This window comes from Clostridium phoceensis (assembly GCF_001244495.1).
In the GTDB taxonomy this organism is placed as follows: Bacteria; Bacillota; Clostridia; order Oscillospirales; family Oscillospiraceae; genus Lawsonibacter; species Lawsonibacter asaccharolyticus.
Window position 1 is genome coordinate 2,876,298 of sequence record NZ_LN866274.1, and the last position, 25,037, is coordinate 2,901,334.

General features: G+C 60.3%; 32 protein-coding genes. All 32 read left to right on the forward strand.

Annotated features, from left to right (window positions below; genetic code table 11):
- The first annotated feature begins 18 nt into the window (after positions 1–18).
- Positions 19–534, forward strand: coding sequence for a hypothetical protein (locus tag BN1969_RS14890; protein WP_050625007.1), 516 nt, complete (start codon positions 19–21; stop codon positions 532–534).
- A complete protein-coding gene (locus tag BN1969_RS14895; RefSeq protein ID WP_021750513.1) occupies positions 518–1,954 on the forward strand; it encodes a hypothetical protein in 1,437 nt (478 codons plus the stop codon). The genes BN1969_RS14890 and BN1969_RS14895 overlap by 17 nt, the downstream gene beginning before the upstream one ends.
- Before the next feature lie 10 nt (positions 1,955–1,964).
- Positions 1,965–2,138 (forward strand): hypothetical protein, encoded by a 174-nt coding sequence (locus BN1969_RS18095; protein WP_154669738.1) that lies wholly within the window; start codon positions 1,965–1,967, stop codon positions 2,136–2,138.
- Between the two features lie 2 nt (positions 2,139–2,140).
- Positions 2,141–4,378: a phage portal protein gene (locus BN1969_RS14900; RefSeq protein ID WP_242850354.1), complete on the forward strand. Its 2,238-nt coding sequence runs from the start codon at positions 2,141–2,143 to the stop codon at positions 4,376–4,378.
- 12 nt (positions 4,379–4,390) lie between these two features.
- Positions 4,391–5,380: an HK97 family phage prohead protease gene (locus BN1969_RS14905; protein ID WP_021750516.1), complete on the forward strand. Its 990-nt coding sequence runs from the start codon at positions 4,391–4,393 to the stop codon at positions 5,378–5,380.
- Between the two features lie 14 nt (positions 5,381–5,394).
- Complete coding sequence (locus BN1969_RS14910; protein ID WP_050625008.1) at positions 5,395–6,963, forward strand: phage major capsid protein; 1,569 nt, start codon at positions 5,395–5,397, stop codon at positions 6,961–6,963.
- A gap of 58 nt (positions 6,964–7,021) precedes the next feature.
- Positions 7,022–7,438: a hypothetical protein gene (locus BN1969_RS14915; RefSeq protein ID WP_050625009.1), complete on the forward strand. Its 417-nt coding sequence runs from the start codon at positions 7,022–7,024 to the stop codon at positions 7,436–7,438.
- A gap of 36 nt (positions 7,439–7,474) precedes the next feature.
- Positions 7,475–7,597, forward strand: coding sequence for a hypothetical protein (locus tag BN1969_RS18930; protein WP_272867233.1), 123 nt, complete (start codon positions 7,475–7,477; stop codon positions 7,595–7,597).
- A gap of 32 nt (positions 7,598–7,629) precedes the next feature.
- Positions 7,630–8,283: a head-tail connector protein gene (locus BN1969_RS14920; RefSeq protein ID WP_242850355.1), complete on the forward strand. Its 654-nt coding sequence runs from the start codon at positions 7,630–7,632 to the stop codon at positions 8,281–8,283.
- A gap of 4 nt (positions 8,284–8,287) precedes the next feature.
- Positions 8,288–8,929, forward strand: a complete 642-nt coding sequence (locus BN1969_RS14925; RefSeq protein ID WP_050625010.1) for a hypothetical protein — start codon at positions 8,288–8,290, stop codon at positions 8,927–8,929.
- Positions 8,929–9,318, forward strand: coding sequence for a hypothetical protein (locus BN1969_RS14930; protein ID WP_227126817.1), 390 nt, complete (start codon positions 8,929–8,931; stop codon positions 9,316–9,318). Before BN1969_RS14925 ends, BN1969_RS14930 begins: the two co-directional genes overlap by 1 nt.
- Complete coding sequence (locus BN1969_RS14935) at positions 9,315–9,857, forward strand: phage neck terminator protein (protein ID WP_050625011.1); 543 nt, start codon at positions 9,315–9,317, stop codon at positions 9,855–9,857. Before BN1969_RS14930 ends, BN1969_RS14935 begins: the two co-directional genes overlap by 4 nt.
- Before the next feature lie 5 nt (positions 9,858–9,862).
- Positions 9,863–10,939 carry a DUF3383 family protein gene (locus BN1969_RS14940; protein WP_050625012.1) on the forward strand — a complete coding sequence of 359 codons (1,077 nt, stop codon included), beginning with the start codon at positions 9,863–9,865 and terminating at the stop codon, positions 10,937–10,939.
- A 19-nt stretch (positions 10,940–10,958) separates the two neighbouring features.
- Positions 10,959–11,372 carry a phage structural protein gene (locus BN1969_RS14945; protein WP_050625013.1) on the forward strand — a complete coding sequence of 138 codons (414 nt, stop codon included), beginning with the start codon at positions 10,959–10,961 and terminating at the stop codon, positions 11,370–11,372.
- A 78-nt stretch (positions 11,373–11,450) separates the two neighbouring features.
- Positions 11,451–11,720 carry a hypothetical protein gene (locus tag BN1969_RS14950; RefSeq protein WP_021750526.1) on the forward strand — a complete coding sequence of 90 codons (270 nt, stop codon included), beginning with the start codon at positions 11,451–11,453 and terminating at the stop codon, positions 11,718–11,720.
- A 46-nt stretch (positions 11,721–11,766) separates the two neighbouring features.
- Entirely contained in the window at positions 11,767–11,901 is a 135-nt protein-coding gene (locus tag BN1969_RS18100; protein ID WP_021750527.1) for a hypothetical protein, read from the forward strand.
- Positions 11,902–11,940: 39 nt separating this feature from the next.
- The gene (locus tag BN1969_RS14955; protein ID WP_050625014.1) at positions 11,941–14,433 is read left to right on the forward strand and encodes a phage tail family protein; all 2,493 of its coding nucleotides are present in this window, start codon (positions 11,941–11,943) and stop codon (positions 14,431–14,433) included.
- 42 nt (positions 14,434–14,475) lie between these two features.
- The gene (locus BN1969_RS14960; RefSeq protein WP_050625015.1) at positions 14,476–15,072 is read left to right on the forward strand and encodes a phage baseplate protein; all 597 of its coding nucleotides are present in this window, start codon (positions 14,476–14,478) and stop codon (positions 15,070–15,072) included.
- A 6-nt stretch (positions 15,073–15,078) separates the two neighbouring features.
- Positions 15,079–15,435 (forward strand): phage baseplate plug family protein, encoded by a 357-nt coding sequence (locus BN1969_RS14965; RefSeq protein ID WP_050625016.1) that lies wholly within the window; start codon positions 15,079–15,081, stop codon positions 15,433–15,435.
- Positions 15,432–16,277, forward strand: coding sequence for a phage protein (locus BN1969_RS14970; RefSeq protein WP_050625017.1), 846 nt, complete (start codon positions 15,432–15,434; stop codon positions 16,275–16,277). Before BN1969_RS14965 ends, BN1969_RS14970 begins: the two co-directional genes overlap by 4 nt.
- A gap of 15 nt (positions 16,278–16,292) precedes the next feature.
- Positions 16,293–16,829, forward strand: coding sequence for a Gp138 family membrane-puncturing spike protein (locus tag BN1969_RS14975; RefSeq protein ID WP_050625018.1), 537 nt, complete (start codon positions 16,293–16,295; stop codon positions 16,827–16,829).
- Between the two features lie 14 nt (positions 16,830–16,843).
- The gene (locus BN1969_RS14980; protein ID WP_077138778.1) at positions 16,844–17,182 is read left to right on the forward strand and encodes a PAAR domain-containing protein; all 339 of its coding nucleotides are present in this window, start codon (positions 16,844–16,846) and stop codon (positions 17,180–17,182) included.
- 3 nt (positions 17,183–17,185) lie between these two features.
- The gene (locus BN1969_RS14985) at positions 17,186–17,560 is read left to right on the forward strand and encodes a contractile injection system sheath initiator (RefSeq protein ID WP_021750534.1); all 375 of its coding nucleotides are present in this window, start codon (positions 17,186–17,188) and stop codon (positions 17,558–17,560) included.
- Complete coding sequence (locus BN1969_RS14990) at positions 17,557–18,744, forward strand: baseplate J/gp47 family protein (protein ID WP_050625019.1); 1,188 nt, start codon at positions 17,557–17,559, stop codon at positions 18,742–18,744. Before BN1969_RS14985 ends, BN1969_RS14990 begins: the two co-directional genes overlap by 4 nt.
- On the forward strand, positions 18,744–19,433 hold the full coding sequence (locus BN1969_RS14995; RefSeq protein WP_050625020.1) for a hypothetical protein: 690 nt from the start codon (positions 18,744–18,746) through the stop codon (positions 19,431–19,433). The genes BN1969_RS14990 and BN1969_RS14995 overlap by 1 nt, the downstream gene beginning before the upstream one ends.
- Before the next feature lie 4 nt (positions 19,434–19,437).
- Positions 19,438–20,166, forward strand: coding sequence for a hypothetical protein (locus BN1969_RS15000; RefSeq protein WP_050625021.1), 729 nt, complete (start codon positions 19,438–19,440; stop codon positions 20,164–20,166).
- A 220-nt stretch (positions 20,167–20,386) separates the two neighbouring features.
- On the forward strand, positions 20,387–20,806 hold the full coding sequence (locus tag BN1969_RS15005) for a four helix bundle protein (protein ID WP_050625022.1): 420 nt from the start codon (positions 20,387–20,389) through the stop codon (positions 20,804–20,806).
- 42 nt (positions 20,807–20,848) lie between these two features.
- Positions 20,849–21,064, forward strand: a complete 216-nt coding sequence (locus tag BN1969_RS19120; protein WP_367711460.1) for a DUF6273 domain-containing protein — start codon at positions 20,849–20,851, stop codon at positions 21,062–21,064.
- A gap of 71 nt (positions 21,065–21,135) precedes the next feature.
- On the forward strand, positions 21,136–22,242 hold the full coding sequence (locus BN1969_RS15010; RefSeq protein ID WP_050625023.1) for a reverse transcriptase/maturase family protein: 1,107 nt from the start codon (positions 21,136–21,138) through the stop codon (positions 22,240–22,242).
- On the forward strand, positions 22,184–23,881 hold the full coding sequence (locus BN1969_RS15015) for a DUF6273 domain-containing protein (RefSeq protein ID WP_077138779.1): 1,698 nt from the start codon (positions 22,184–22,186) through the stop codon (positions 23,879–23,881). The genes BN1969_RS15010 and BN1969_RS15015 overlap by 59 nt, the downstream gene beginning before the upstream one ends.
- Positions 23,882–23,893: 12 nt before the next feature.
- Positions 23,894–24,670, forward strand: a complete 777-nt coding sequence (locus BN1969_RS15020; protein ID WP_050625025.1) for a hypothetical protein — start codon at positions 23,894–23,896, stop codon at positions 24,668–24,670.
- Between the two features lie 13 nt (positions 24,671–24,683).
- Positions 24,684–25,031: a serine/threonine protein kinase gene (locus BN1969_RS15025; protein ID WP_242850356.1), complete on the forward strand. Its 348-nt coding sequence runs from the start codon at positions 24,684–24,686 to the stop codon at positions 25,029–25,031.
- The last annotated feature ends 6 nt before the right edge of the window (positions 25,032–25,037 follow it).

Consider the following 25,037-nt stretch of genomic DNA (forward strand, 5'->3'; position numbering starts at 1 on the left):
AAAGGAGGGTAGATCGGAATGCCGAAGCACAGAGACACCGAGCCGTGGGAGCGTCTGGAGGGCGAGGGTGTCAAAGCGTATGAGGCGTTTTCGGTCTACCTGGAGCTGGGGGAAGAGCGCAGCATCCGGGCGGTTGCTAAGCAGTTAAACAAAAGTACCACGCTCATAGGCCGATGGAGCCGCACCTATCAGTGGGTGGAGCGGACCGCCGCATACGACGTTGACGTCCAGAGGAAAGCCCATGCCCAGGCCGTCAAGAAGCGCCGGAAAATGGCTGACCGTCATATCAGCATCGCCCTGAAATTGCAGGAAAAGGCGTTGCGGGCCCTCAAGGACATGGACCCCAGCGAGATAGACCCGAAGAACCTTGTGGCGTTCATCCGGGAGGCTACCAAGCTGGAGCGTGAGAACCGCATGGAGCTGGAGGCCGACACAGCACCGGGCAAGGCGAATGAGCAGGCCGACAGCAGCCTTGCCGCCGTCATCTCTGAGGCGTGGGAACGGAGGAAGCAGCAGAATGAACCTGACAAGTGACGCCATCCTCTACTACGCCGACAATCCGGTGGACTTCGTAGAGGACATTATACGGGCCAAGCCGGACAGCAATCAAAAGGCCATCCTGAACAGTGTAGCGCAGTACCCCATGACCTCTGTTCGCTCCGGCCACGGTATCGGCAAGAGCGCGGTGGAGAGCTGGCTTGCCATCTGGTTTCTGACTACCAGGCCATATCCCAAGATACCCTGCACCGCCCCCACCCAGCACCAGCTATGGGACATCCTGTGGGCCGAGATTGCGAAATGGCTCCGCAGTAACCCGGCCCTGTCTCAAGAGCTGATATGGACCAAGGAAAAGGTCTACATGAGAGGCCACCCGGAAGAGTGGTTCGCGGTAGGCCGGACGGCCAGTAAGCCCGACGCCCTCCAGGGCTTTCACGCCGAGCACGTGCTCTACATCATCGACGAAGCCTCCGGCGTCCGAGATGAGATATTCGAGCCGGTCCTCGGCGCACTATCTACGGAGGGCGCAAAGCTGGTAATGTGTGGTAACCCCACGAAGATTACCGGCTTTTTCTATGACAGCCACCACAAGTCCCGCGAGCTTTACAACGCCATGCACATTGACGGGCGGGACAGCAGCCGAGTAGATCAGCAGTTCATCGACACCATCATTGATATGTTTGGTGAGGACAGCGACGTCTTTCGAGTCCGTGTGGCTGGGGAGTTCCCCAAGGCCCTGCCTGACAGCTTCATACCGATGGAGTGGGCAGAGCGGGCAAGCGAGGCTGAGGCCCCGGAGATTGACCGGGCGGCCCGCGTGGACATCGGGATTGACGTCGCCCGCTACGGCGATGACAGCAGCGTCCTATCCCCTGTCCTGGACAAGAAGCTCCAGGAAAAGCCGGAGATATACCACCACAACGACACAATGGAGCTGAGCGGCAAGGCCGTCCAGCTCATCAAGCGCTATGCCCTGGAGCAGCCCTGGGCAGAGATACACGTCAAAATCGACTGTGACGGCCTGGGCGTCGGCGTCTTTGACCGCCTCATGGAGCTGCGGGAGCAGATCGTGGAGGAAGTTCAGGCCCAGCGAGACCGCCGGTATGCCGACGATGAGGACGCCCCACCCCCGTTCTCCCTGGACATCGTGGAGTGTCACTTCGGCGGCGAGGGCGGCACCATCAGCGACGATGACCCCATCGACTACCAGAACAGCACCGGCCTTATGTGGGGCGCGGTCCGGGAGGCCCTGCGGACGCAGAGCATCAAACTATATCCCGATGATAAGCAGATAAGCCAACTTTCCAACCGGAAATACGTGGTGAACAGCGCAGGCAAGATTGAGCTGGAGAGGAAAGAGGCCATGAAAAAGCGCGGCCTGTCCTCCCCGGATATGGGAGACGCGCTGGCCCTGGCCCTGCATGACCCGCTGGTAAGCGACTGGAGCATTGACTAAGGAGGACACCATGAAAGCGAAATGCAGTTACCTTGTATCGGCTGACGGCTGGCCGATGAAGTACATCCGGGCAAATACGGCGGCAGAGGCCCGGCGCCGCTGGCAGAAGATGACCGGCGGCCCCAAAAACCCCGCTGTCTCCCAGGTGCTCGGTAAAAAGCCGAAGCGCGAGGGAGGCGAATAACCGTGCCATTCTGGAACCGATTTAGAGGGGGTGGTGCGGGGAGGGCGAGCCAGACCTACCGGAGCGACAGCGTTATGCTGCCCAGGTGGACCAACCCGCCGGAGCGCAACACCCAGGAATGGATAGACGCGTTTCACACCAACCCCCGCCTGTCCGTCGTGGAGCGCATCGCCTCCGATCTGTCTTTTGCAGAGGGCAAGCTCTACCGGGTGGATGAGAACGGAGACGAACAGGAGCTTACTCATCACCCGTTCCTGGACTTTTGGGCGAACCCAAACCCGCTGCATGAGATGAGCAACGCGGCCCTGTGGCGGCTCCTGGAGATTTACCTCAAGCTCAAGGGAGAGGGGTACTTCATCATGGAGAAATCGCCCCTGGGCGTCCCTGTGGAGCTGTGGCCGGTCCCTGTCCATTGGGTACAGATGACCCCGTACCTGGACCACCCGTACTACACCGTCCGGCTCACCAACGGTCTGCTGATGAACGTGTCCGTAGATGATATGTTCGTGATGAAAGACCTGAACCCGATAGACCCGTTCAAGCGCGGCCTGGGGCAAGCTGAGGCCCTGGCAGATGAGATTGAGACCGACGAATACGCGGCCAAGTTCCAAAAGCGCTTTTTCTTCAACGACGCCACGCCGAACCTCATCATCGGTATGCCCAAGTCCACCCCGGAGCAGCGACAGCGCTTCCGGTCTGAATGGCTTGAGCGCTTCCGGGGAGTGTTCCAGAGCCACGGCGTCGCTACTGTCAACGGCGAGGTCACGGTGAACAAGGTTGGAGACAGCATGAAAGACATGGACATGGTGAACGGGCGCACATTCCTGCGGAATGCCGTCCTTGAGCACTTCGGCGTCCCCCGTGAGATTATGGGTATCACGGAGAGCAGCAACCGGGCCACGTCGGAGGCGGCTCAGTTCATCTATGCCCAAAACGTCCTTATGCCCAACCTACGCCGCCGGGAAGAGGCCATCAACAACCAGATCATCCCGTATTTCGGAAACGACTTGGTGTGGCGCTTCGATGACATCATCCCCCGGAACCAGGAGTTTGACAAGGCCCTGGGCATCGACGGCTGGAATGCCGGACTACTCACCAAGGATGAGGCCCGCGAGAAGCTGGGTATGCCTCCGGCCCTGGTGGGCGGCGACGTCTACAAGACGCAGTTCTCCGATGTCTACATCCGGGAAGACGATGACCCTGTGGCGATCTCCACGGCGGCGGCTAACCTCCAGTATGCAGAGAGCGCACCACCGCTTGAGACGGGCGGAGAACAGGACATTGAGATAACAGATAACGGAATACCCCTGGACGCCGAAAACGGCTCAGAGGGGGCGGGAGACGGCACAGAGGGCATAGAAATCGTGTCCTCCAAGGGTACGTCCCCGGAAGAGCGGAAAAGCCTCCAGGTGCAGGCCGCACAACGCGCCCTGCTGCAAGCTGAGAGGGAGCAGACCCAGCGCTTTGAGATTGCCACCCTCAAATATCTGCGGGAGCAGGGCCGCCGGGTGAGTGACGCCATGGGCGGCACCACCAAGGATGAGCGGAGCGTTTGGGACATTCTCATGGGGGCCATCCCCGGCTATGACCCGAACAGCGAGGACGCAGCGGAGCAGAGCGCGGCGGCGTGGTCCTCTTTGAGCGAGGCAGACCGCACCCGCCTTGTGAGCGCCTTTACCCTGGGCCTCATCGACTGGCCCAAGGAGGAAACGGCCTTGCTGAATATCTTTGAGCCGCTGTGGAAAGAGAGCTACGACAAAGGCGCTGGGGTGTCTGCCAAGCTCTACAACCTCCAGGCGGTCCAGAGGCCGGAGCTTGTCAGCACGGCGAAGCTGCGGGGCGGCGTCCGGGTCAAAGGCATCACAGAGACCACCCAGCAGTCCATCGCCCGTATCGTCTCCGCTGGCCTGGAGCACGGAGACAGCCGGGCCACCATCGCCAAGCAGATTGAACAGGAGATGCAGACCACGGCATCCAGGGCGCGTACCATCGCTACCCAAGAGTGCAATACCTCACTCCTGACCGGCCACTACGACATGATGCGAAAGGCCGGGGCCGCCTGGAAGACCTGGCACGTTGCCAACATGAGCGCCGCCAGACCCTCCCACAAGCGCCTGAACGGTGAGCGGGTCCCTATTGACGCCAAATTCTCAAACGGCCTCATGCAGCCCTGTGACCCGGATTGCACGGACCCCGCCGAGGTCGTGAACTGCCACTGTTTCCTGACATTCGACAAATAAGGAGGACGCCTGATGGAATTTACCGAGATGCAGGCTCAGGAGGCCGCCCGATCTGCGGGTATCGACCTGGAGAAAGAGCGGTTCGACCTGAAAGCCCTGACAGCCGGGATGAATGCGGAGCTTGAACACGGCACCGCAAACCCGGACACGAATATTACCAACGATGACCCCGTTATGACGGCGAAGCTCGCAGCGGCACATCTGCGGGTCTCGCCGTTTTACTATGCCTCCGGGCGGGGCCTGAAAGCGTGGGAGGCTTCGCTCCGTAGAGGGGTGAAAGTGAAAAGCTCCAAGACGGAGCACAAAACGCTGTCTTTCCGTACCGAAGAGTACGACGAAGAGAGCGGCATCTTTAGTGGCTACGCCGCCGTCTATGGCAACATCGACAGTGGCGGGGACATAATTGAGCCTGGTGCCTTCACGAAGACAATCGCCGAGGGCTGGGAGAGGGTGAAGATACTCGCCCTGCACAACGACTGCTGGCTCCCCATTGGCAGACCTTTGGAGCTGAGGGAAGACAGCAACGGCCTTTTCATTAAGGCCAAAATCAGCGACACTTCGATGGGACGCGACATCAAAGTGCTGCTGAAAGATGGAGTTCTCACTGAGCTGTCCATCGGATATGACCCCATCGTCTTTGACTACGACGAAAACGGCATCCGGCATCTGCGGGAAGTCAAGCTGTGGGAGGTCTCCGTCGTTACCTGGGCCATGAACCCGGAGGCGACGATCACCGACTACAAGCAGGCCACCGACGCCGCCGGTTTCCTGGACGCCTTTTTGGAGGCAGCCACCGCCGAAGTCAAGGCCGGTCGGAAAATCAGCGGGACCCGGCTAAAGGCCCTCAAGGACGCGAGCGCGTCCATGAAAGCCGCTACCAAGGTCCTTGACGGCATCATCCGAGAGGCAAGCGACACCGAGAAATCCATCTCCCGTACCGCCAACACCAGAGCCGAGAAGTCCGCGCCGACTACCGGCATCACCTATGAAATTCTGCTATAAGGAGGAAATTACAAATGGCTATTCCCAAGAAAGGAACCGCACCCGCTGGCCGCAAGTCTATGAAGATGGAGGCCGATGAGCTGACCGAGAAAATCAAGGCTTGCGTCAAGGAGGCCCTGGATGAGCAGGCCGAGGCCAAGGCCGAGGGCGAAGAGGGGACCGAGGACGCTGTTGCCGAGGTTGCCCCCGCTGACATCTCCGGTCTGATTGAGGACGCTATGGCCGTTGTCGCTGAGAAGCGCAAGAGCCGCAAGGAGGCCGGCGAAGAGCTGGGCGACGTCACCGCCGAGGAAGTCATGGAGGCCGTCGGTGAGATTATCGACGCCACCGAGGGCGAGGCCAAGGAGGATGACGGCGTTGAGGAAGAGGTCAAGGAGGATGAGGAAGTGACTGATGAGGCCAAGGGGCGCAAGGCCGCCGCCCGCAAGCACCAGACCAAAAGCGCCCGCAAGAGCGCGGCCTCCCCCGTCCAGCGGAAGTACAGCTCCATTTACATGAGCCGTACCACCCCCACCAGCACCGCCAAGAAGTCCGTCCCGCCTGCTATCCAGCTCGCCCGCGCTATCAAGTGCCTGGACGTGTTCGGCAAGCATGACCCCGACGCCGCCTCTTTCTACGCGCAGCGGAAGTATGACGATGCGGACATGGCCCGCGAGTTCAAGGCCCTGTCTGCCACCAACCCTGCTGCCGGCGGCTACCTCATCCCCGAAATCTACCTGGACCAGATCATCGAGCTGCTGTACTCCAAGACCGTCATCTTTGAGCTGGGCGCTCAGAAAGTCCCCATGGCCAACGGCAACCTGAACATCCCCAAGATGACCGGCGGCGCCCGCGCTACCTGGGGCGGTGAGGCTCGCAAGATTGCGAAGACCCAGCCCACCTACGGCAACATCCGTCTGTCCGCAAAGCGCCTGGAGGCCATCGTGCCTCAGACCCGCGAGCTGCTGATGAGCACCAACTACTCCGCCGATCAGCTCTTCGCCAACGACCTGACCCGGCGCATGGAGCTGGGCCTTGACTTCGGCGCTATGTTCGGCAAGGGCGGCGAGTTCCAGCCCCTCGGCGTGTTCACCGACAAGGAGGTTGAGCACGTGGACGCCAAGACCCTGAGCAACGAGGACCTGGCCGACAGCAACGGCAAGATTACTGCCGACTTCCCCGTGTTCGTCCGCTCTAAGGTCCTGGCAAAGAACGTGGACGATAACAAGCTCGGCTGGGCGTTCAACTCCGTCCTGGAGGGCTACCTGATGAACCTCAAGACCACCACCGGCGCGTACATCTACCGCGATGAGATGAACACCGGCAAGCTGCTGGGCTTCCCCTATCGCGTGTCCAACCAGATCACCACCGACACCACCGGCCTCACTGAGCTGGCCTTTGGCAACTGGGCGGACCTCCTGGTGGGCGAGCAGATGGGCCTTGAGACCTACACCACCCTGGACGGCTCCTGGGTCGATGAAGAGGGCAACCAGCACAACGCCTTTGAAGAGAACCTGGCCGCCACCCGCGCCCTCATGTACGTGGACATCGCCGCCCGTCACAAGGAGAGCTTCCTGCACGTCAAGAACATCAAGGCGTTTTAATCAGAGGCCGGGGCATACCGCCCCGGCCCTATAATTTCAACAAGGAGGAATTTCAACTATGAAACGCGCACTTATTCAGAGTGTCAAAGTGACCCCGTACACCAGCGAGGACGCCATCAACCGCGAGGGCTTCCTCTCCGGCATCCTGGCCGTCAAGGTCGGCTCTCCCTCCGGCTCCCCTACGGGTATGGCCGTGAAGCTGACCATCACCGAGAGCGACCAGCAGAGCACCGGCTACGCGCCCGTCAAGGATAAGCTGGTCTGCGTGGGCAACGCGCCCCTGGACGCTGCGGGCGCGATCTCCGTCTCCACTGACGCGGAGGGCGGCGAGCTGGTCAACTTCGACCTGGACCTGGTGGGCCTCAAGCAGTACGTCAAGGTCAAGGTGGAAATGGTCTGCACCGGCGGCTCTTCTCCGTCCTGCACCGCGACTGCCGCCCTGGCCCTGGGCGACGCTTCCGAGGTCCCCGTTTAATTAGGCCCTGAGAGGCCCTACAAGGAGGTTTTTGCTATGGCAAGACATTATCCCTCTGAGGGTGTGAAACCCGCCGAGAACAAGTGGGAGGCAGGCCCCAAGGAGAAGAAATCGGAAACCCCTAAGAACGACAGCAAAAAGGAGAGCGCGGGCGAGTAGCCCGCGCCTCCCCTGAGAACGGAGGCGACACCGTGGAAAATGAACCGACTGTAAAGCTGGCCTCAAACGCCATGACAACGCTCGAAGACACGATGGAGCGCCTGGGCATCCCACCGGAGGCGGCAGACACCGCCGTAAAGAACAACATCATCCGGCTTATCAATTCGGCGTCTGCCTGGATTGAGACCATCACCGGGCGAAAGTTCGGCAAGGCCACCTACACCCACAGATATGTTGCCCCCGGTGCTCAGGAGCTTGTGCTCACTCAGTACCCTATCCGGGCGGTTGAGTACGTCCGGGACACCGAGAACGGCGTGGACATTGCCCCCGGCAGCTACGACTTCACCATGACCGGAGACGTGGGCGTACTGTACCGCGATGAGGGATGGGTATTCCGCGGCTATGTCGGCGGCCTTGCGAACGACTACATAGCCCCCCGGCGCTACCTGGAAGTAAAGTTCACCGCCGGGTACGTGCTGCCCAAGGACGCGACCGAAGATGAGCCATCCGATCTACCGGAGGACATCGTGGCGATTGTCTGGGGCATCGCGGAACAGGAGTTCTCCATCCTGCGGAACGGCGCTCAGGGCCTTGCGGCGTTCTCCATCTCCGACGTGTCGTGGACCTTTGACAAGGAACCCCGCGCCTCCTGGATGGAGACCCTGGCCCACTACATGAGGTGGTGAGCCTATGCAGGTCCGCGATAACGTCCTACCGCACCTGCGGCGGGTCAAGGCCGAGCTGGAGAAACTGAACCACACCCGGATAAAAATAGGCATCCAGGGCAACGCAGACAGTGAGCTGCTGATGATTGCCCGTGTCCATGAGTACGGGGCCACCATCACGCCCAAGGCCACCCGAAACCTCTGCATACCCATCCACAAGGACAGCTACGACAAAAGCCCCAGGGACTTCCAGGACCTCTTCTTTATCCGGTCCAGGGACGGCTACCTGTTCGGCGTCGTAGCCAAAAAGGGACGGAGGGACAAGGATAATCCGAATAACCTCAAGTTCCTGTTCTTGCTGCTGCCCTCCGTCACCATACCGGAGCGCAGCTTCATCCGGGCGGGCTTCGACCACAACAAGAACAAGCTGGCCGAAATCGTCCAGAATGAGGTTGCCCGCATCTGGCAAGGTCAGCAGACGGCGGACGGGGCCATATCGTGGATAGGCGGGCAGGCCGTGGGCCTTATCCAGCAGTTTATGAGCGACGCGAGCAACTTTGAGCCGAAAGGAAAAATCCAGAGGGAGCGCTATCCGTCCTATGCGGACAGCCCTCTCATGGTGACCGGACGGCTCCGAAATTCGATCACGTGGGAGGTTGAGGAATAATGGGCGTCCCGTTCAAAATGGCGCAGCCCATGATACCGGGCGGCCTGCTGCATACCATGTACGAGGTCCAGGCGGGAGGCCACTACGACCAGGACAAGGGCGGCCAGTGGGTAGCCGGTGAGCCTGTGCGCGTCCCCTTTGAGGGCGCGGTCCTCCCTGTGAGCGACAAGGACCTACGGCGTGAAATCACCGGCACCGTGTCCGATCTGAGCGAGAAAATCTATACCAACGGCCATGCGCTCCAGGTGGGAGCACAGGTCTATGACCCTGACAGCGGAAACACCTACACCGTGACCCAGGAGTTGGGCCACAACAGCATCCACCCGATGAAGCGGTATCTGGTAGAGGCCAGAACCGGCGCGGCGCCGAAAGGGGGCGGTGGGGCGTGAGTTTCGTCACGAAGCGGAATGCCCTCATATCCGCGCTTCATAAGACCGTGGGCGTCCCGGTCCTGCTGGCCTCCCAGGTCCAGCCGGAGGCAGAACCCCCGTTCATCGTCTACTCAGTGACCGCAGACTACATCCCGGACGGCGGCCTGGGCAACTACTCGCTGGGTGAGGGTGCGACGCAAGACGATCTGGTGGAGGTCCGGGAAGAGCAGCCCACCGCCACCCTGTCATTTACTGCTTGCAGCGTGAACCGCTGCTACGACGATAAAGGCTCCCAGGTGCAAGTCCTGGGTGCAGATGAGGCCCTGGAGCTGGCAACGCTGGCCCAGGGCTTTTTCCTGCATACCGGGAGAGACGCCATAGCGGGGGCCGGTTTCGTCGTTGTTGATGTCACCAACGCCACCAGCCGGGACGCCCTGGAGCTTGACGAAATGGGCCGCCGGTTCGGTTTCGATGTCCGGCTCCGGTACACCCGGACCGACGCGGCGGCCATCAGCAAACTTGAGAAACCCACAATCAAAGGAAACGTAAAGGAGTGATTTTAATGCCGAAAGACGTTGTTGTGGTCGTGAATATCGACGCCAAGCCCAGCGGAACGGAGAACCTGGACATTCTGCTGCTGTCCACCGAGGGCGCTAAGGACGTGGCCGTCTACCGCGATCTGGACGTCATCAAGGAGGCGTTCACCGGGAAAAAGGTCGCTGCTATGGCCGAAGCCCTGTTTGAGCAGGGCAAGACCACCCTTGCGGAGACCCTTATCCGCAAAGTGAAAATCGCCGGTATCGCTGCCCCCTCCGGGAGCGGTGAGACCGAAAAGGCATCTGCTCTGGTGCAGGCCGTGGAGACCCTGCGGGAGACCGATGATGATTGGTATATCCTGCTGACCGACCAGGACGGCGATGAGGCCGTGAAAGCCCTCTGCGCCTGGGCCGAGGCTACCGAGCCTACCGAAGCGGAGCTGGGCGCGGGCGAGGAAGACCACCGCAAGCTCTACTTTGGGCGCACCCAGAACAAGAGCCTTGCCGTCACCAACCGCCGGTCCATCGTCATCTACGGGGACCAGGATGAGGAATACCCCGACGCCGCCTATGTGGGCAACGTGGGTCCGTTCTATCCTGAGAGCGTAACGTGGAAGTTCAAGCGGCCCCAGGGCCTCACCGTCCCGGACCTCACCAACGCCGAGCGCGACGCTCTGGAAGAGGCCAACGTGAACTTCCTGACCGTCGAGTACAAGCGGGAGTATGTGAAGAACGGCGTGTGCGCCGACGGCGAATTTATCGACGTCCAGATGGGCGCTGACTACATCGCCAAGAACATGAGGGAAAACCTCTACGACATCTTCCTGGAGAACCCCACCATTGGCTACACCGACGCGGGCTTTGCCCTGGTCGCTGCCGGTGTGTTCTCCGCCCTGAACCGCGCTACCGACCTGGGCATTATCGCCCTGGACCCGGAGAGCGAGCAGGGCGTCTTTACCGTTGTAGTCCCCAAGCGGTCCCAGGCCACCGACGAAGAGGCCCGCGCCCGGCAAATGCCGGACATCACCTGGGAGGCGCAGCTTGAGGGCGCGGTCCACACCGTCAAAGTCAAGGGCGTACTGCGGGCCACCCTGAGCGCGTGAGAAAGGAGCGTAATTCATCATGGCTAAAGGCATCGAAGTTGCGAGCTATGACCCTAAAAAGGTCAACGTCATTGTCGGGGGCCGCACCATCACCGGCTTTGCTGCTGATGGTGTCGTGTCCGTCACCAAGAACGAGGACAGCATCACCCCCGCCGTAGGCGCAAAGGGCGACGTGACCTACTCCGAGAACGCCAACGAGAGCGGCACCATCGCTATTACCCTCATGTCCACGTCTTCCAGCCTGTCCTATCTTCGGGAGCTGGAGGCGAAGCGTCGGGCCGTCAACGTGACGATCTCCGACGTGAACGACGCGGACGCGTTCACCCTCAGCGCGGACAACTGCCGGGTAATGAAAATGCCCGACCTCACCCGCAATAAGGAGCAGAGCACGATCACCGTCAACATCTATGCACCGTCGGTAGTCCCCCGCTAAGGGGGGCTACCCATGAAAGGCTATCCCAACTGGCCGAACAAACCAAAATCACTATCTGAAAGGGGCTACCGAAAATTTATGGCTAAGCAGAAGAAAGTCACCGTCAACGGCGAGGAATACACCCTCCAGTCCGTCTCTCCCACCTGGTACTTCGGCGTCAATGACGATTGCGGCATGACCGGCGGCGGACGCCGGGACACCACCAAGTACATTGACACCATGCTCAAGAACGTGGTCATTTCTCCCGCCGAGGTCAAGGCCGACGGCATCAGCTACTTCGATGAAAAGGATGACATCAAGACCCCGGAGAAGCTGATTAAGGCCATCGAAACCTTTCTGCGAGAGTGAGCTTAACGTAGACCGCGCAATCAGAAAGGCCAAGCGAAACCGGAATATGTGGGTCCTCATCTTCACCGGCGGCGGCCTGTGCTATGCCGACTTCAAGGGCATGGACCTGGCTGAGTACCAGGAGGCGGTGCAGGCCCGCATACTCTACAACGAAGACTGGAGCAAGCAGCGGGGCGAGTGACCCCGCTGCTTTACTTTTTGCAGAAAGGGGGTGGAGCCAATGGCAGACAACCGGGAGCTTACCTTTGGCATGGACTTTGGCCTGGATGACGCGATAAACCGCCTGGGCGAGACGATAGACCGCCTGGAGCAGATCGTGGACCGCGCCCAGGACGTTGAGGACGCCGCTCAGGATATGGGCGCTCGCGTCCGCGCCGGTACTGACGCGATCAGAGACGGAGCCAGAGATGCAGGCGACGCCCTGGATGACCTGGAGGATGACGCCGACGATGTAGGCACCAGCTTCCGGGATATTGGCAGAGAGGCGGACAGCTTCGGTGCTGCCGTAGGAAAATCTATGGGCGCTGCGGCCAAAGAGACCAATAGCGTTTCCAAGACCATCAAGGCCGGATTTGACGGGGCCATAGGCTACTCCCAAAAGAAGTTTTCCGACTTCACCGGCAAGGTGAAGACCGGAGTAAAGGGCATCGGGACCGCGTTCACGCACCCGATAAACACCATCCGGGGGAAGTTCTTGAGCGCGGTGGAGGCCGCTGCCGACAGGATTAACAATGTGGGCGATGAGGCCGACGATGCGCGAAAAGACCTGGACGATATGGGGGATGAGGGCGACAAGGCCGGAGGCGAAATCAAAGAGGCCATCAAGGGCGCCCTCGCCGCCTTTATCGGCTTTGAGGCAATCCAGGCCGGTATTGATATGCTCAAGGAGCTGGGCGCGGCGGCCATCGAAGCAGCCGGGTCCGCTGAGAATGTGGGCCGGAAGTTTGAGGCCAACTTCTCAGGCACCGACGCCGGGGAGTGGGCAGAGAACTACGCCGACGCCATCCACCGGAGCAGCGATGAGGTCAAGTCTTTCATGGTGTCCAATAAGGCCCTATACGGGGAAATGGGCATCACCGGGGACGCGGCCGCAGAGCTGTCCAAGGCCACCACGTCCCTTGCCTATGACTTCGGCAACGCCTTTGCCATGGATGACACCGAGGCCCTGGGCGTGGTCCAGGACTACATCAGCGGGAACAATGCGGCACTCGAAGAGTACGGCATCCACATTGATGAAGTGGCCCTGAAAAATACCGCGCTCTCAATGGGCCTGGGAGACCAGATAGACGAAATGGACGATGCTACTCTGGCCCAGGTCCGCATGAATGCCCTGCTGGGGCAGACCGAGAAAATCCAGCAATCGGCGGCCAACAGCACCGGCGGCCTGGTGAACAGCACCAAAGACCTCAAGGGCATCTGGAGCGAGTTCATGGCCGACGCTGGCAGCCGGTTTACGCCGGTCATCGAAAGCCTGTTCAGCACCATCCTGGATAGCTGGCCGACCATAGAGCCGATGCTCATGCAGTTCGTGGATATGCTGAGCAACGGGCTTGCCCAGGCTATGCCGGTCATCACGGAGCTGGGCATGACCCTGTTGCCCGTCCTAACGGACGTGCTGGGGACCGTGTTCGAGGCCGGCCTCCCACTCTTGCAAGTGTTCGGAGACCTGGCGCAGACCATCCTACCGCCTGTGGCGGACATCATAGGCATGATAGCCGAGACCGTCATGCCGCCCCTGGTGGACATCCTGAACACCCTAAATACCTCCATCATTCAGCCCCTTGTGCCGGTCATTCAAAAGCTGGCCGAGGCGCTGCTACCGCCCATTGCGCAACTGCTGGGCCTGATCTCCCCCATCCTGGAGGCCGTAAGCCCTGTGCTTGAGGTCATCGGAGATGTCCTGGGCGTCATCGCTGAGGTCCTGGGCAAAGTGGTAGGCTGGCTGGCCGACGGCGTGGGCAAGGTCGTAGGCTTCTTCTCTAACCTGTTCGGCGGAGCCAAGGACAGCGAAGAGGCGGTAAACGACCTGAGCGGGTCCATCAATGGCCTTGATGACGCCGCGAGCAAGGAGACTTCCCTTGTGGTCGATACGTCGCAGTACAAGGAGGAAGTCACCGGAGCAGCGGAGACCACCACCGAGGCCGTCACCGAAAGCTCCAACCAGGCCGCCGAGATAACCGACGTAAATTTCATGGCTATGGGCGCGTCCGCTACGGCGGCCTATGGGACCATGCAGACCGACGCGGAGACGGCCTGGAGCGCCATGCAGACCGCAGCCACCACAGGCACGGACGCCATCGTCGCACAGTTTTCCCGTATCACGGCGGCGGCCCGTGAAGCGAGCAACGCCTCCAATGTCCAGATAGGAGCGAGCATCCCGCACAACGCCGGAGGCACGGATAACTTTGAGGGCGGTCCCACGTGGATGAACGAAGAGGGCGGCGAGCTTGCCATCCTCCCCGGCGGCTCTGCCATCATTCCGGCGGACCAGACTGACCGCCTGATGAAATCCTACACCAACAACACGACCAACAACCGAAGCAGCCGGAGCGTCAGCTTTGCCCCCAGCGTCCAAATCACGATTGCGGGTAATGCCGACAGCTCCACCGTTGCCAACCTGAAAGAGCAGCTTCGCGCCCTGTTCGATGAGCTTTACCAAGAGGCCCAGGCCCAGGACTACACGGACCGCGCTATGCAGGCTGGCTTTGCATAAGGGGGTGCTACTATCTACACACTTGAGGGAAGAAAATGCGGAGTGGTCCGCTTCGAGCCTCTGACTACCGGCGTAGTGACCTCCGAGAGCGTGAGCCGGAGCAGCACGATCACCGATAACCCGGTTGAGGGCGGCTCCAATATCCAAGACCATGTTTTTACTCAGCCGTTGAGCTTCCAGATCAGCGGGACGGCCATCAATGGCGCGGACACCATCGCCGCCCTGCAAAAGATGTGGAAGAGCGGCGACATCATCACCTACACCGGGAGGAACCGCATCAGCAACCTTGTCATCCAGCAGCTCCAGAGCACCCACGACGCCAAGAACCGTGGGGGCTTCACGTTTACGGCCACCCTAAAGCAAGTCACCCTGGGTAGCTCCGTGGACAGTGGAACGGCCTCTACTATGGCCGGTATGGACGCTGCGGCCTCCGCGTCACAGCCCAAGGCAACCACCAAGGCGGCGCAGAAGTCTTCCTCCCAAACCTCCAGCACTAAGGCGGACGGCCTGAAAACCACCGTCTCCACCACGATTTCATCCAGCGCCTATATGTCCTATGTAAACAGCTTCAACAGCAAGCCGAAGAGTAGCGCGGGGCCAACGTCCCGCGCTACTCCCAGCAACACCGGGAGGAGGTAACGGACCATGCAGCTTATTGACCTTGGGCAAGAGGTTGAGTATATCGACATCGACGTGAGCAAGGTCCCCTACACCTTTTCCGTGAAACTCAGCGACAAGACCTATTCCTTTACCATCCGGTACAACGACACCGGCGGTTTCTTTACCCTGGACCTGTCTGTGACGGCCACCGGCGAAGTGCTTGCCTACGGAGACCCCATCCGCTACGGGCGGCCACTGTTCGGCCCCATTGAGGATGAGCGCTTTCCTTTGCCGGTCATCATTCCCTTGTGCCTCACGGGGGACGATGTGGACGCCGTGACGTGGGAGAACCTGGGGGAAGAGGTCAAGCTCTATCTCTTCGACAGGGAGGGAACGGAATGAGCTTCTGGATGAGAGAGGCCAGTCTCCAGATTGGGAGCAAGAAGTACAGTATGGACAATCTGTACTTTGAGTTTGAGGTCCCCTTTGAGGACAGCGACACCATCCAGACGGCCAAATTCAAAGCCTACAACCTGTCTGAGAGCACCCGAAAGGGTATCAAGCGCGGGGACGTTATCATCCTCAACGCAGGCTACGAGGGCGACGTGGGGGCTATCTTCGTCGGCCAAGTGAGCGCTTGCAGCCACAAGCACCAAAATACCGAGTGGATCACCGAAATCTCAGCAACCGCCGCTATGGACCAATGGCTCAACTCCAAGGTCTCCAAGACCTATGCCAAGGGCAGCACGGCGAAAGAGATTGTCTCCGATCTGCTCAATATCTTTGGGGTTGAAATCGGGGATTTTTCCCTCGCCACGAACAAGGTCTATGACCGGGGGCTGGTGTGCAACGGCAAGGTAAAGGACGAACTCAAGCGCATTGTGGTGAACGACTGCAAGAGCCGGTTCCTTATACGCAACGGGAGCGTCTTCATCAATGACCCGACTAAGGGCATCGCAAATGGCCTTGTCCTTACCCCTCAGAGCGGCTTGCTGCTGTCCGGGAATGAGGTTGAGGAAACCGTCATAGCCGTGGGCAGCGACAGCCAGAAAAGCAGCGCCACCAAGAGCGGAGAGGGCAACTATGTGACCCGTGAGTGCCTGCTCAATTACCACATCGGACCGGCTGAGCAAGTTGTCATCCAGTCTCATAGCCTCAACGGGCGCTTCATCGTTGCCAAGGGGAAGCACACCGGCACACCGAAAGGCAACTGGAAAACCACCATCGAAATGAAACCGGCGTAAAGGAGGGACCTTACCATGCCGAGACAAAACCGAAAGCAAGCCTATGAGGACGCCAAGAAACAGGCGGACGCGGCGGGCCTTTGCGTTGCGGACGTTGTAAAGGTCCTTGCCTTTGACGAGGCGGCCTTGACCGTCGATGTTCAGCCGATCACCCGTTATCCCGACGAAGACACATTCCAGACCAAGCCGCCGGTCCTGGCCGTCCCCGTGGCTACCATCTACGGGGGCGGCTTTGTCATCCGTCCTGTCTACAAGGCCGGGGACATCGGCGTGGTGGTCTACCTGGACCGGGACAGTGACGCCGTTATCGCTGGAGGTGCGGAGGCAGACCCCAACACCGAGCGCCTGCACAGCGGGGATGATGCTGTCTTTGTGGGCGGCATCCGCACCGGCGGCAACTCCATATCCGGCCTCCCCGCCGGGTCCCTGAGCCTGGGGACATCCGACGGCGGCGTGTACCTGTCCATCTCGCCAAGCGGCATCGACATCAAGGGGAATGTGACCATCACCGGGGACCTGACCGTTACTGGCGGCGTGGTCAACCTGAACTGAGGGAGGTATGCGCTATGCCTGGAGCTGCACGGCAAGGGGACGCCATACAAGGCACCACAGCGGGGGAGCACAACGGACACGCCACCCCGCACGGTCCCCTCCCTATCACGGGAACGATCTCCGGTGGGTGCTCCGGGGACGTTTTCATCAACGGGCGACCGGCGGCCTATGTCGGAAGCACCACAACCGAAAATGACGCCTGCTGCGGGAGCAGCCAAGGGAGCATCGCCCAGGGCAGCAGCAGCGTCTTCATCAACGGAAAACCCGCCGCCCGTATCGGGGACACCCTGGCCGCCCACAATGGCACCGGGGCCGTCTCTGATGGCAGCGGGGACGTTCTGATCGGAGGGTGAGATATGCAAGATAACTGGACCCTTAAAATTGACCCCGAAAGCAGAGACCTCATCCTCGATGACGCCGGAGCGCTGGAGACCATATCGGGCGATGAAACCACCGCCCAGGCCGTCCGGCTGACGCTGGAGGTCTACCGAGGGGAGTTCCCCTTTGACCCCACCCACGGCACGGAGTATGAGCGCATCATGGGCAAGAAGCGGAGCGAGCTGGAGGATGACGAAATCCCGGAGGTAATTCGGGACGCCGTCTTCCAGGAGCCACAGGTTGCCGAAGTGAGCGCCGTGGACTATGAGCTTGTGGGCCGGGGCCTGGAGGTCTCTGTGACTGGCCGCCTCCAGAGCGGCAATACCATCACTACGGAGGTGAGCACAGCATGAGCAATCAAGAATGGGGCGTGACCGAGCGCGGCTTCCACCGGCCTACTTACGTAGAGCTTCTGGACGCCATCGAGTACAAGGCGCGGGAGCTGTTCGGGAGCAAGGCCAACCTGACCGTCCGGTCCCCCCTGGGCATCTTCCTACGGATTTTCGCATGGATGCTGAACATCCTGTTCAGCCTCATGGAAGATGTCTACAATAGCCGTTTCGTTGATACGGCGGTAGGGACCAGCCTCTACAACCTGGGGAAAGCTATCGGCTTGTCCCTGCTTCCCGCGCAAAAGGCGTCCGGCTACGTCGAGTTCACCGGCGCCGCCGGTACTCCTATCCCCGTGGGCTTCCTGGTCCGCACCGTGGCCGGATTGCAGTATGCAGTCCTGGCCGCCGGCCGCATCGACGATACCGGGAAAGTCACGTTGCCGGTCCAGGCCGTTGAGACCGGAGCGGACTACAACGTGGCCGCCGAGACGGTCAAGGAAATCACAAACCCCATGGACGGCGTGAGCGCCTGCACGAACCCGGCAGCCATCGACGGCGGGCGGGGCCGGGAAACCGATGAAGAGTTCCGGGACCGCTATTATCAGTCCGTGGACTATGCGGGCGGCGTCAACGCGGACGCCATCGCCGGTGAAATCATGCAGAACGTGGACGCGGTTTACTCCGCGATCTGCTACGAGAACGACACCGACGAAACCGACGCCCTGGGCCTCCCCCCGCACAGCATTGAGGCCATCGTCTACGGCGGCCTGGACGCCGACATCGCGCAGGCCATCTTCCGGCGCAAGGCGGCGGGCATCCAGACCTCCGGCAGCTCTTCTATCGCCGTCATCGCCAAGAGCGGACAGAGCATCAATATCAAGTTTTCCAGGCCGACCACCGTTGCCGTGTATATTCAAATCAAGAACCTGGAGACCAACAGCGACTTTCCGGGCGATGGGCAGGACCGCATCAAGGAGGCCCTGGTGGAGTACATCGGCGGCGATGTGAGGGGCGGCCTGACTATCGGCTCGGACGTTCTCTATATGGCCTTGCCCGGTGTCATCCTGTCTGTCCCCGGTGTGGTGGACTTCGACCTGGGCATCAGCGAGACCGCCAGTGACTACGGGGAAGAGAACATCGTCATTGACACCAGGGAAAAGGCCGTGACCTCGACCGACAAAATCACCATTGCGGAGGTGAGCTGATGAGCTACGGCTACCTGTCTCAAATGCTGGAGTATCTGACCGGGGCTTATGCCCGGTCGGACATCCGCAACAGCCGACACAGCCTCCCCATGGAGACGAACATCGGGCGCTTATTCGGGACCCTTGCCTGGGGCCTTGAAATCATCCACGAGAACGCGGACCGGCTCAAGCTATGGGATGACATAGACAATGCCAGAGGGTCCGTCCTGGACCGCTACGGGGCCAATTTCGGCGTCGCTCGCGGTGGAGCGGACGATACCTTTTACCGCCTGCTCATCAAAATCAAGATGATTGCGCTGCTTTCCGGCGGTGACATCGACACCATCATCTCCGCTGCGGCCTCGCTCTTCAACGTGGACGTATCGGAGATAGAGGTCCGAGAGCTGTTTCCGGCGAAAATCTGGATTTATGTCGATGAAGCTGTCCTGGACTATGAGCGCCTGGAGGCCGCGCCCCTGATAGCGGAGCTGATGAAGCGCATCGCGGCGGCAGGCGTCGGGACCCGTGTTTTCCTGCGGACCTACCACACAGCACGGTCCCGGAGCTATTACGCGGTCCCGGCGCTGATCTACAACGAGATTGAGGCGAAACCCCGGACAACCCCATTCCGCACGGCAACCTCCCGCAGCTATGTGGGTCTGGCCGTGTGGGAGGACGTGTCGATAACTGCATCTATGAAAGCGAGGTAATACCATGCCAAACAGAGAAATCCTGGCCTCTCCTGACATCGCGGAGAGCGAAGAGGGCGCGGTGCTGCTCAACAGCGGCTACACCGCCCTGGGCAAAGTCATGGCCGGGAGCGGCGGCATCCAGTTCACAAAAGCGGAGCTGGACAGCGGCGATCTCCCGGAGGGAACGGCGGTTGAGGACCTGACCGCCCCGGTTGAATATGCCGGAGACGCCATGATTGCCAAGTGCGAGAACACCGGCACCGGCGAGGCTACGGTGGTGGTCCAGGCTACCAGCGTGGGCGTCGAGACCGGCTTCTACGTCAAAGGCGTCATGCTCTACATCAAGGACCCGGAGGGCGATGGAGACGTTGCCTATTCCTATCTTCCCCTCCAGAGCAAGCCGGAGTGGATGAGGCCCCAGGGCAGCCCGGTAAACAAGATGGTGACTTTCAACATCATCAACATTGTGGGCGCGGCGGCGAGCGTTTCGGCCATCATTGACCCGGACGCCCTGGCCCGCGTGGTGGACCTGGAAAAGTATGCGCTCCTGGGCCACAGCCATGAAATCAGCGACGTTTCCGGCCTCGCCAACACCCTGAGCGACCATGCGGCCGCAATCGACCTACTCAACGATCTGGTGTCCGGCGATATGCCCGGAGGCATCAACAAGACCGCCGACTTTGCCACCCTCGCCGGTATCGCCATGCGCGACGGAGTTTGGAGCCAGACCGGACGCTCCATCACAGCATGACGGGGCTACTTTGCAGCCCCGAAGAGGCGAGCTGTCTTATTCCGAACCTTATCGCAGAGCTGGAGACCCCTTGCCCCTGCGAGGGCCTGGAGGGGCTTGTGCTCTGCGGTTTGGGATATAAAGGCCAGAGGGTCACTATCCGCGTCCGGCCCGGCGTCCTCGAAGTGGACGGCGTACCGGCTGATGAGCTGGAGGCCCTGCGTGAAAGGAGGTGTCCTGTTTGCAGAACCGGCACGGTGAACTCACCATCATCTGCAAGGCAAAAGACCTGGTAAACCATACCTTGCAGCTCACGAACAACACTAAGCTGTTCCCTAAAAAGGTGCGCTTCACCCTCTGCCAGAGGATGCAGAACCTCTCAATCCAAATCCTGCATGACATCATAGCGGCCAACGAGATATACCCTCGGACCGTCGCTGAGATGAACACGCGCCTTGACCTCCAGAAAGAGGTCTTGACCAACTGCAAGGTCTTCCTGAACTTCCTGGATATAGCTCTGGAGCAGGGGTATATCGACATCAGGCGGTGTGAATATTGGACGGGCCTCACCACCGACGTAAAGAACCTTGCCGCGTCGTGGCGTAAAAAGGACGCCGAGCGCTTCCGGCAGCAAGTTCAGACCGGCGGCGCACGGCGATGATTTGAGAGGCCGCGGGTGCGTCCTGTACGTGCATCCCCCTGGGTGTGCCTTGTCCGCTCCCCGAATTCGTCGAACGCGAACAACGTGCGCTACGTGAACTCGGACGGGAGCCTCAACAACAACAACGCGTACAACGGCAACAGGGGTGTGCGCCCGGCTTCGGTGGAATACCGTGACCGAGTAACCCGAAAGGGAGAAAGCAGAAGCCCACCATCAAAGGAGGACGTATCCGGTCCCGGCCTGACAGGGCAGGGATAAACACATAGCGCCGACGCGCTGAGGCTCGCCCATTGGAGCTTCGGCGCTACCAGCGGCGCAAGGAGCCTATTATGGAACAGAATTTTGAAGTCGTTTATGACTTCGCTAATCTCTATGCGGCGTATCGGGCAACCAGGAAAGGCAAGCGATGGAAAGACTCCGTTGCCAAAGTGGAGCTGAACACTCTGGAGGCGATCACCGTCCTGCAAGCTGAGCTGCGGGACGGTCTCTACAAGCCTGGAAATTACCATGAGTTCTACGTCTTTGAGCCAAAGCGACGCCTCATCCAGACGAACAGCGTCAAGGACAAAATCGTGCAACACGCCTTTTGCGACAACATCCTTTACCCCGTCCTGAGCCGCCCCTTTATCCTGGATAACTACGGGAGCCAAGTCGGAAAGGGAACCCACTTCGGCCTCGACCGCCTCCGTGACTTCATGCGGGAGTATTACCGGAAGCACGGGAGCGCCGACGGCTGGGTCCTGAAAGCGGATGTCCGGCACTACTTCGCCAGCATCCGGCACGACATTCTCAAGCGAGATGTCAATAAGCTGCTCACAGACCCACGGAGCCGGGCCTTGTCCGACGCTATCATAGATAGCACCCCTGGTAATGTCGGCATCCCCATAGGCAATCAATCGTCCCAGGTGTACGCCCTATTGTATCTGAATGAACTCGACCACTACGTCAAAGAAGTCCTCCGAATGCGGTACTATGGCCGCTACATGGATGATTTTTATATCATCTGCGAGAGCAAGGAGGCGCTTCGTGAAGCGTGGAGGAAAGTCGAGCAGTTCTTGACCCCGAGAGGTCTTGAGCTAAACCAGAAGACACAGATCTTCCCCTTGCGGAACGGCCTGGACTTTTTGGGCTTCCACACATACCTGACCGACACCGGAAAGGTAATACGGAAAGTTAGGCGTTCCAGCAAAGACCGTATGAGGCGCAAGCTGCGGAAATACGCGGTGATGTATGAAAACGGCGCTATGACCCGGAAGCAGATTGAAGAGAGCTACCAGAGCTGGAGGTCTCATGCTTCCCACGGCCAATGCCGGGAACTCATCACCAAGTACGACGCGGTTTGCGCCTCCATCTTTGAAAGGAGTGTAAAGTCAAACCATGCCGCAGAAAATCAGCGCCCTACCCGTAAAGGCGAAAGTGCGGGACGCAAAGACTAAGTATTACGGCATCCCCATCGGCTGGGAAATCGGTGATAAAAACCACGCAGGCTATCCGGCCAACAGCACAACCCTTGTGGCCGAGAGCATCATCAAAATCTGCTGCTTCGACGCTATGGAGAGCGACGGCATCTTGGACCGGGAGAGATACGGCAACAACCGCTATTCCCTGGCTAACATCCGCCAGTGGCTCAATAAGAGCGGGACCGGCTGGTATCAGGCCCAGCACAGCTATGACCGGCCCCCGTCCAATTCCTACGTCTGGAACGGCCACAACGCGTACGACGCACAATCCGGCTTCCTGACCGGCTTCGGCGCGGAGATGCTGGCCGCGCTGCTCACCACCACCCTGACCGTCGCAAAGCCCGGCACGGACGGCGGCGGGTCCGAGACCGTCCAAGACAAGATTTTTCTGCTGTCCATGGCAGAGGTTGGCCTCGGTTCGGAGAACGGCGTCGCGGAGGGCACGAAGCTGGCTATGTTCAGCGACAACGCAAGCCGCCAGTGCAAGCCCACAGCTCAGGCCGTGAGCAACAGCGAGTACACCAATAGCAGCTTGAGCGCGTCGCAGTTCTGGTACTGGTGGCTCCGCTCCCCGTATTCGTCGTACGCGTACAGCGTGCGCTGCGTGGGCTCGGGCGGGAGCCTCGGCAGCAGCTACGCGTACGGCGGCAACGGGGGTGTGCGCCCGGCTTTGAATCTGTCCTCTGACATCTTGGTATCTGATACACCGGATGGAGAGGGGTACTACACGATTATCTGGAATAACGCCCCCACCACGCCCCCGTCCATCACCGTGCCGGAGGACGTGCGGAGCGGTAAAGGTCTCACCGTCTCCTGGGCGGCGTCGGTGGACCCGGACAGCGACGCCGTAAGCTACGAGCTTGAGCGGCAGTACAATAGCGGCGCATGGTCCAAAATCTACGACGGGGCTGCGACGCAGTTCAGCGACACGATCACCACGGCGATGAACACGGTAGCCTACCGGGTCCGCGCCAAGGACAGCAAGGCCGCGTATAGCGCATACACCACCAGCCCCACCCGGACCGTCACCCACAATGTAGACCCGACAGTGAGCGGCAGCGATCAGCAGCTCGGCGTGGTGACTACGCCGCCCTCGTTCCAGTACACGGTCAACGACGGGGACGCCGGAGACACGCTCACCATCGTAGAGAGCCTGGATGGTGTGACCCTTAATACCATCACCCCGGCAGAGCGGAACCACCAATACACCTTTGCGCTCACGGCGGCGCAGTTCGCCGCCCTCACTGGGCCGCACACCATGACTATCAAGGTCTCGGACAGCGCCGGGAACAGCGTCACCCGTACCATCACCTTTACCCGGTCCGTCTCCATCATCGACTTTGACTGGAAGGTGGATGACACCAGCGCCGCCGCTCAGAAAATCCTTGTCTCCATGCGGTACAACGCCCACGAGGACGGCGTGACAATCCAGGTCTGCAACAACTACAACGACGAAGAGCCGACCTGGGAGACTGCACAGCTCGGCCTCAAGCACATTTTCAGCAATTCCGCGAAGACTGCGGATAGCTTTGCGGTGGGTGTCCGCGTCCAGATCACCAAGGTCGGAGGGTATGAAAGCATCGCCTGCTACTCTCTGTCCGCAAGCTACATCTAAGGGGGAATGACTATGAGAAGTCTTGACGAAGCCCGCGCCTACCAGAAGCAGGAAAAGAGCGTGGACACCTATGAGCTGTGGGCAGCCATCCTTGCCACCCATGACGCTCTGGTGGAGATGGGCGGCCCTGGCCTCCCGGAGCTTCATGTGAACCGGGCGCGGGCGAACCTCATCCGCGCCGGACAGGTTGAGAGCGGAGACTACACCGACGCCGAGCTGAAAATCATCGCGGCGGCGGACGGCACCCGCATCTGGAGTGCCACCATGGGGACCATCTTCAAGGATGAGCCTATCGTGGGGCCGGACAGCGAGCTTTACATCTGCACCACGCAGCACCAGGCGCAGGCGGATTGGGCACCTGGAACCGTGGGCGGGCGGACGTTGTTCCGTCCGCTTCGTAGCGAGCCGGAGGAACCCGGAGGGTATCTGGACTTCATGTGGGGCGAGCACGTCCCCTACGGAGCGGTGCGCCGGGACCCCGTGGACCAGAAGCTCTATACCCCCATCAAGGAGGCGGGCGTCACGCTCTATGAGCCGCACTACCCCCACCTGGTCCCCTCTGAGTACAAGCTCTACGAAGAAGTAGAGCCGGAGCCGGAACCAGAACCGGGGCCGGAGCCGGGGAATGTCCCGGATTGGGATGAACTGGAGGCCAATCACACGTTCCAGGTAGGCGACCATTTCACCCACGACGGCACGGAGTATGAGGTCCTGCGTGTCTTCACCAAGCAGGATGGTTGGGCGCCCCCGGCGCTCCTGGACGACTACTACAAGGTCGTGACGGAGTAAAGGGGTGAGACCAATGGAAGTAAACATCGGCCTGGGCCAGATGGTGCTTGCTTTTGTCGCGGCTATGGGTATTCCGAGCGCGATCATGGGCCTTATCATCTGGCGTCTGGAGCGCCGTATCGACAAGCGGGAAAAGGAACAGGCGGCCCAGGAACAGGGCCAAAAGGACCTCTTCGTCCTGGTTGTCCAGGGGACCAATGCCGCTATTGCCCTGGGGGAAGCGACTGCAAGGGCCGTCCAGCGCATCCCCGACGCCCACTGTAACGGGGATATGCACGACGCCCTGGACTACGCCGCCGACATCAAACACAAGCAAAAGGACTTCCTCACCCGGCAAGGCGTTTCCTCCTTGATGGACTGAGGGGGA

Bases quoted from the DNA above. Each gene is read 5' to 3' on its own strand.
- BN1969_RS14890 (WP_050625007.1), top strand. From the start codon at position 19: ATGCCGAAGCACAGAGACACCGAGCCGTGGGAGCGTCTGGAGGGCGAG.
- BN1969_RS14895 (WP_021750513.1), top strand. From the start codon at position 518: ATGAACCTGACAAGTGACGCCATCCTCTACTACGCCGACAATCCGGTG.
- BN1969_RS18095 (WP_154669738.1), top strand. From the start codon at position 1,965: ATGAAAGCGAAATGCAGTTACCTTGTATCGGCTGACGGCTGGCCGATG.
- BN1969_RS14905 (WP_021750516.1), top strand. From the start codon at position 4,391: ATGGAATTTACCGAGATGCAGGCTCAGGAGGCCGCCCGATCTGCGGGT.
- BN1969_RS14910 (WP_050625008.1), top strand. From the start codon at position 5,395: ATGGCTATTCCCAAGAAAGGAACCGCACCCGCTGGCCGCAAGTCTATG.
- BN1969_RS14915 (WP_050625009.1), top strand. From the start codon at position 7,022: ATGAAACGCGCACTTATTCAGAGTGTCAAAGTGACCCCGTACACCAGC.
- BN1969_RS18930 (WP_272867233.1), top strand. From the start codon at position 7,475: ATGGCAAGACATTATCCCTCTGAGGGTGTGAAACCCGCCGAGAACAAG.
- BN1969_RS14925 (WP_050625010.1), top strand. From the start codon at position 8,288: ATGCAGGTCCGCGATAACGTCCTACCGCACCTGCGGCGGGTCAAGGCC.
- BN1969_RS14930 (WP_227126817.1), top strand. From the start codon at position 8,929: ATGGGCGTCCCGTTCAAAATGGCGCAGCCCATGATACCGGGCGGCCTG.
- BN1969_RS14940 (WP_050625012.1), top strand. From the start codon at position 9,863: ATGCCGAAAGACGTTGTTGTGGTCGTGAATATCGACGCCAAGCCCAGC.
- BN1969_RS14945 (WP_050625013.1), top strand. From the start codon at position 10,959: ATGGCTAAAGGCATCGAAGTTGCGAGCTATGACCCTAAAAAGGTCAAC.
- BN1969_RS14950 (WP_021750526.1), top strand. From the start codon at position 11,451: ATGGCTAAGCAGAAGAAAGTCACCGTCAACGGCGAGGAATACACCCTC.
- BN1969_RS18100 (WP_021750527.1), top strand. From the start codon at position 11,767: ATGTGGGTCCTCATCTTCACCGGCGGCGGCCTGTGCTATGCCGACTTC.
- BN1969_RS14955 (WP_050625014.1), top strand. From the start codon at position 11,941: ATGGCAGACAACCGGGAGCTTACCTTTGGCATGGACTTTGGCCTGGAT.
- BN1969_RS14965 (WP_050625016.1), top strand. From the start codon at position 15,079: ATGCAGCTTATTGACCTTGGGCAAGAGGTTGAGTATATCGACATCGAC.
- BN1969_RS14970 (WP_050625017.1), top strand. From the start codon at position 15,432: ATGAGCTTCTGGATGAGAGAGGCCAGTCTCCAGATTGGGAGCAAGAAG.
- BN1969_RS14975 (WP_050625018.1), top strand. From the start codon at position 16,293: ATGCCGAGACAAAACCGAAAGCAAGCCTATGAGGACGCCAAGAAACAG.
- BN1969_RS14980 (WP_077138778.1), top strand. From the start codon at position 16,844: ATGCCTGGAGCTGCACGGCAAGGGGACGCCATACAAGGCACCACAGCG.
- BN1969_RS14985 (WP_021750534.1), top strand. From the start codon at position 17,186: ATGCAAGATAACTGGACCCTTAAAATTGACCCCGAAAGCAGAGACCTC.
- BN1969_RS14990 (WP_050625019.1), top strand. From the start codon at position 17,557: ATGAGCAATCAAGAATGGGGCGTGACCGAGCGCGGCTTCCACCGGCCT.
- BN1969_RS14995 (WP_050625020.1), top strand. From the start codon at position 18,744: ATGAGCTACGGCTACCTGTCTCAAATGCTGGAGTATCTGACCGGGGCT.
- BN1969_RS15000 (WP_050625021.1), top strand. From the start codon at position 19,438: ATGCCAAACAGAGAAATCCTGGCCTCTCCTGACATCGCGGAGAGCGAA.
- BN1969_RS15010 (WP_050625023.1), top strand. From the start codon at position 21,136: ATGGAACAGAATTTTGAAGTCGTTTATGACTTCGCTAATCTCTATGCG.
- BN1969_RS15015 (WP_077138779.1), top strand. From the start codon at position 22,184: ATGCCGCAGAAAATCAGCGCCCTACCCGTAAAGGCGAAAGTGCGGGAC.
- BN1969_RS15020 (WP_050625025.1), top strand. From the start codon at position 23,894: ATGAGAAGTCTTGACGAAGCCCGCGCCTACCAGAAGCAGGAAAAGAGC.
- BN1969_RS15025 (WP_242850356.1), top strand. From the start codon at position 24,684: ATGGAAGTAAACATCGGCCTGGGCCAGATGGTGCTTGCTTTTGTCGCG.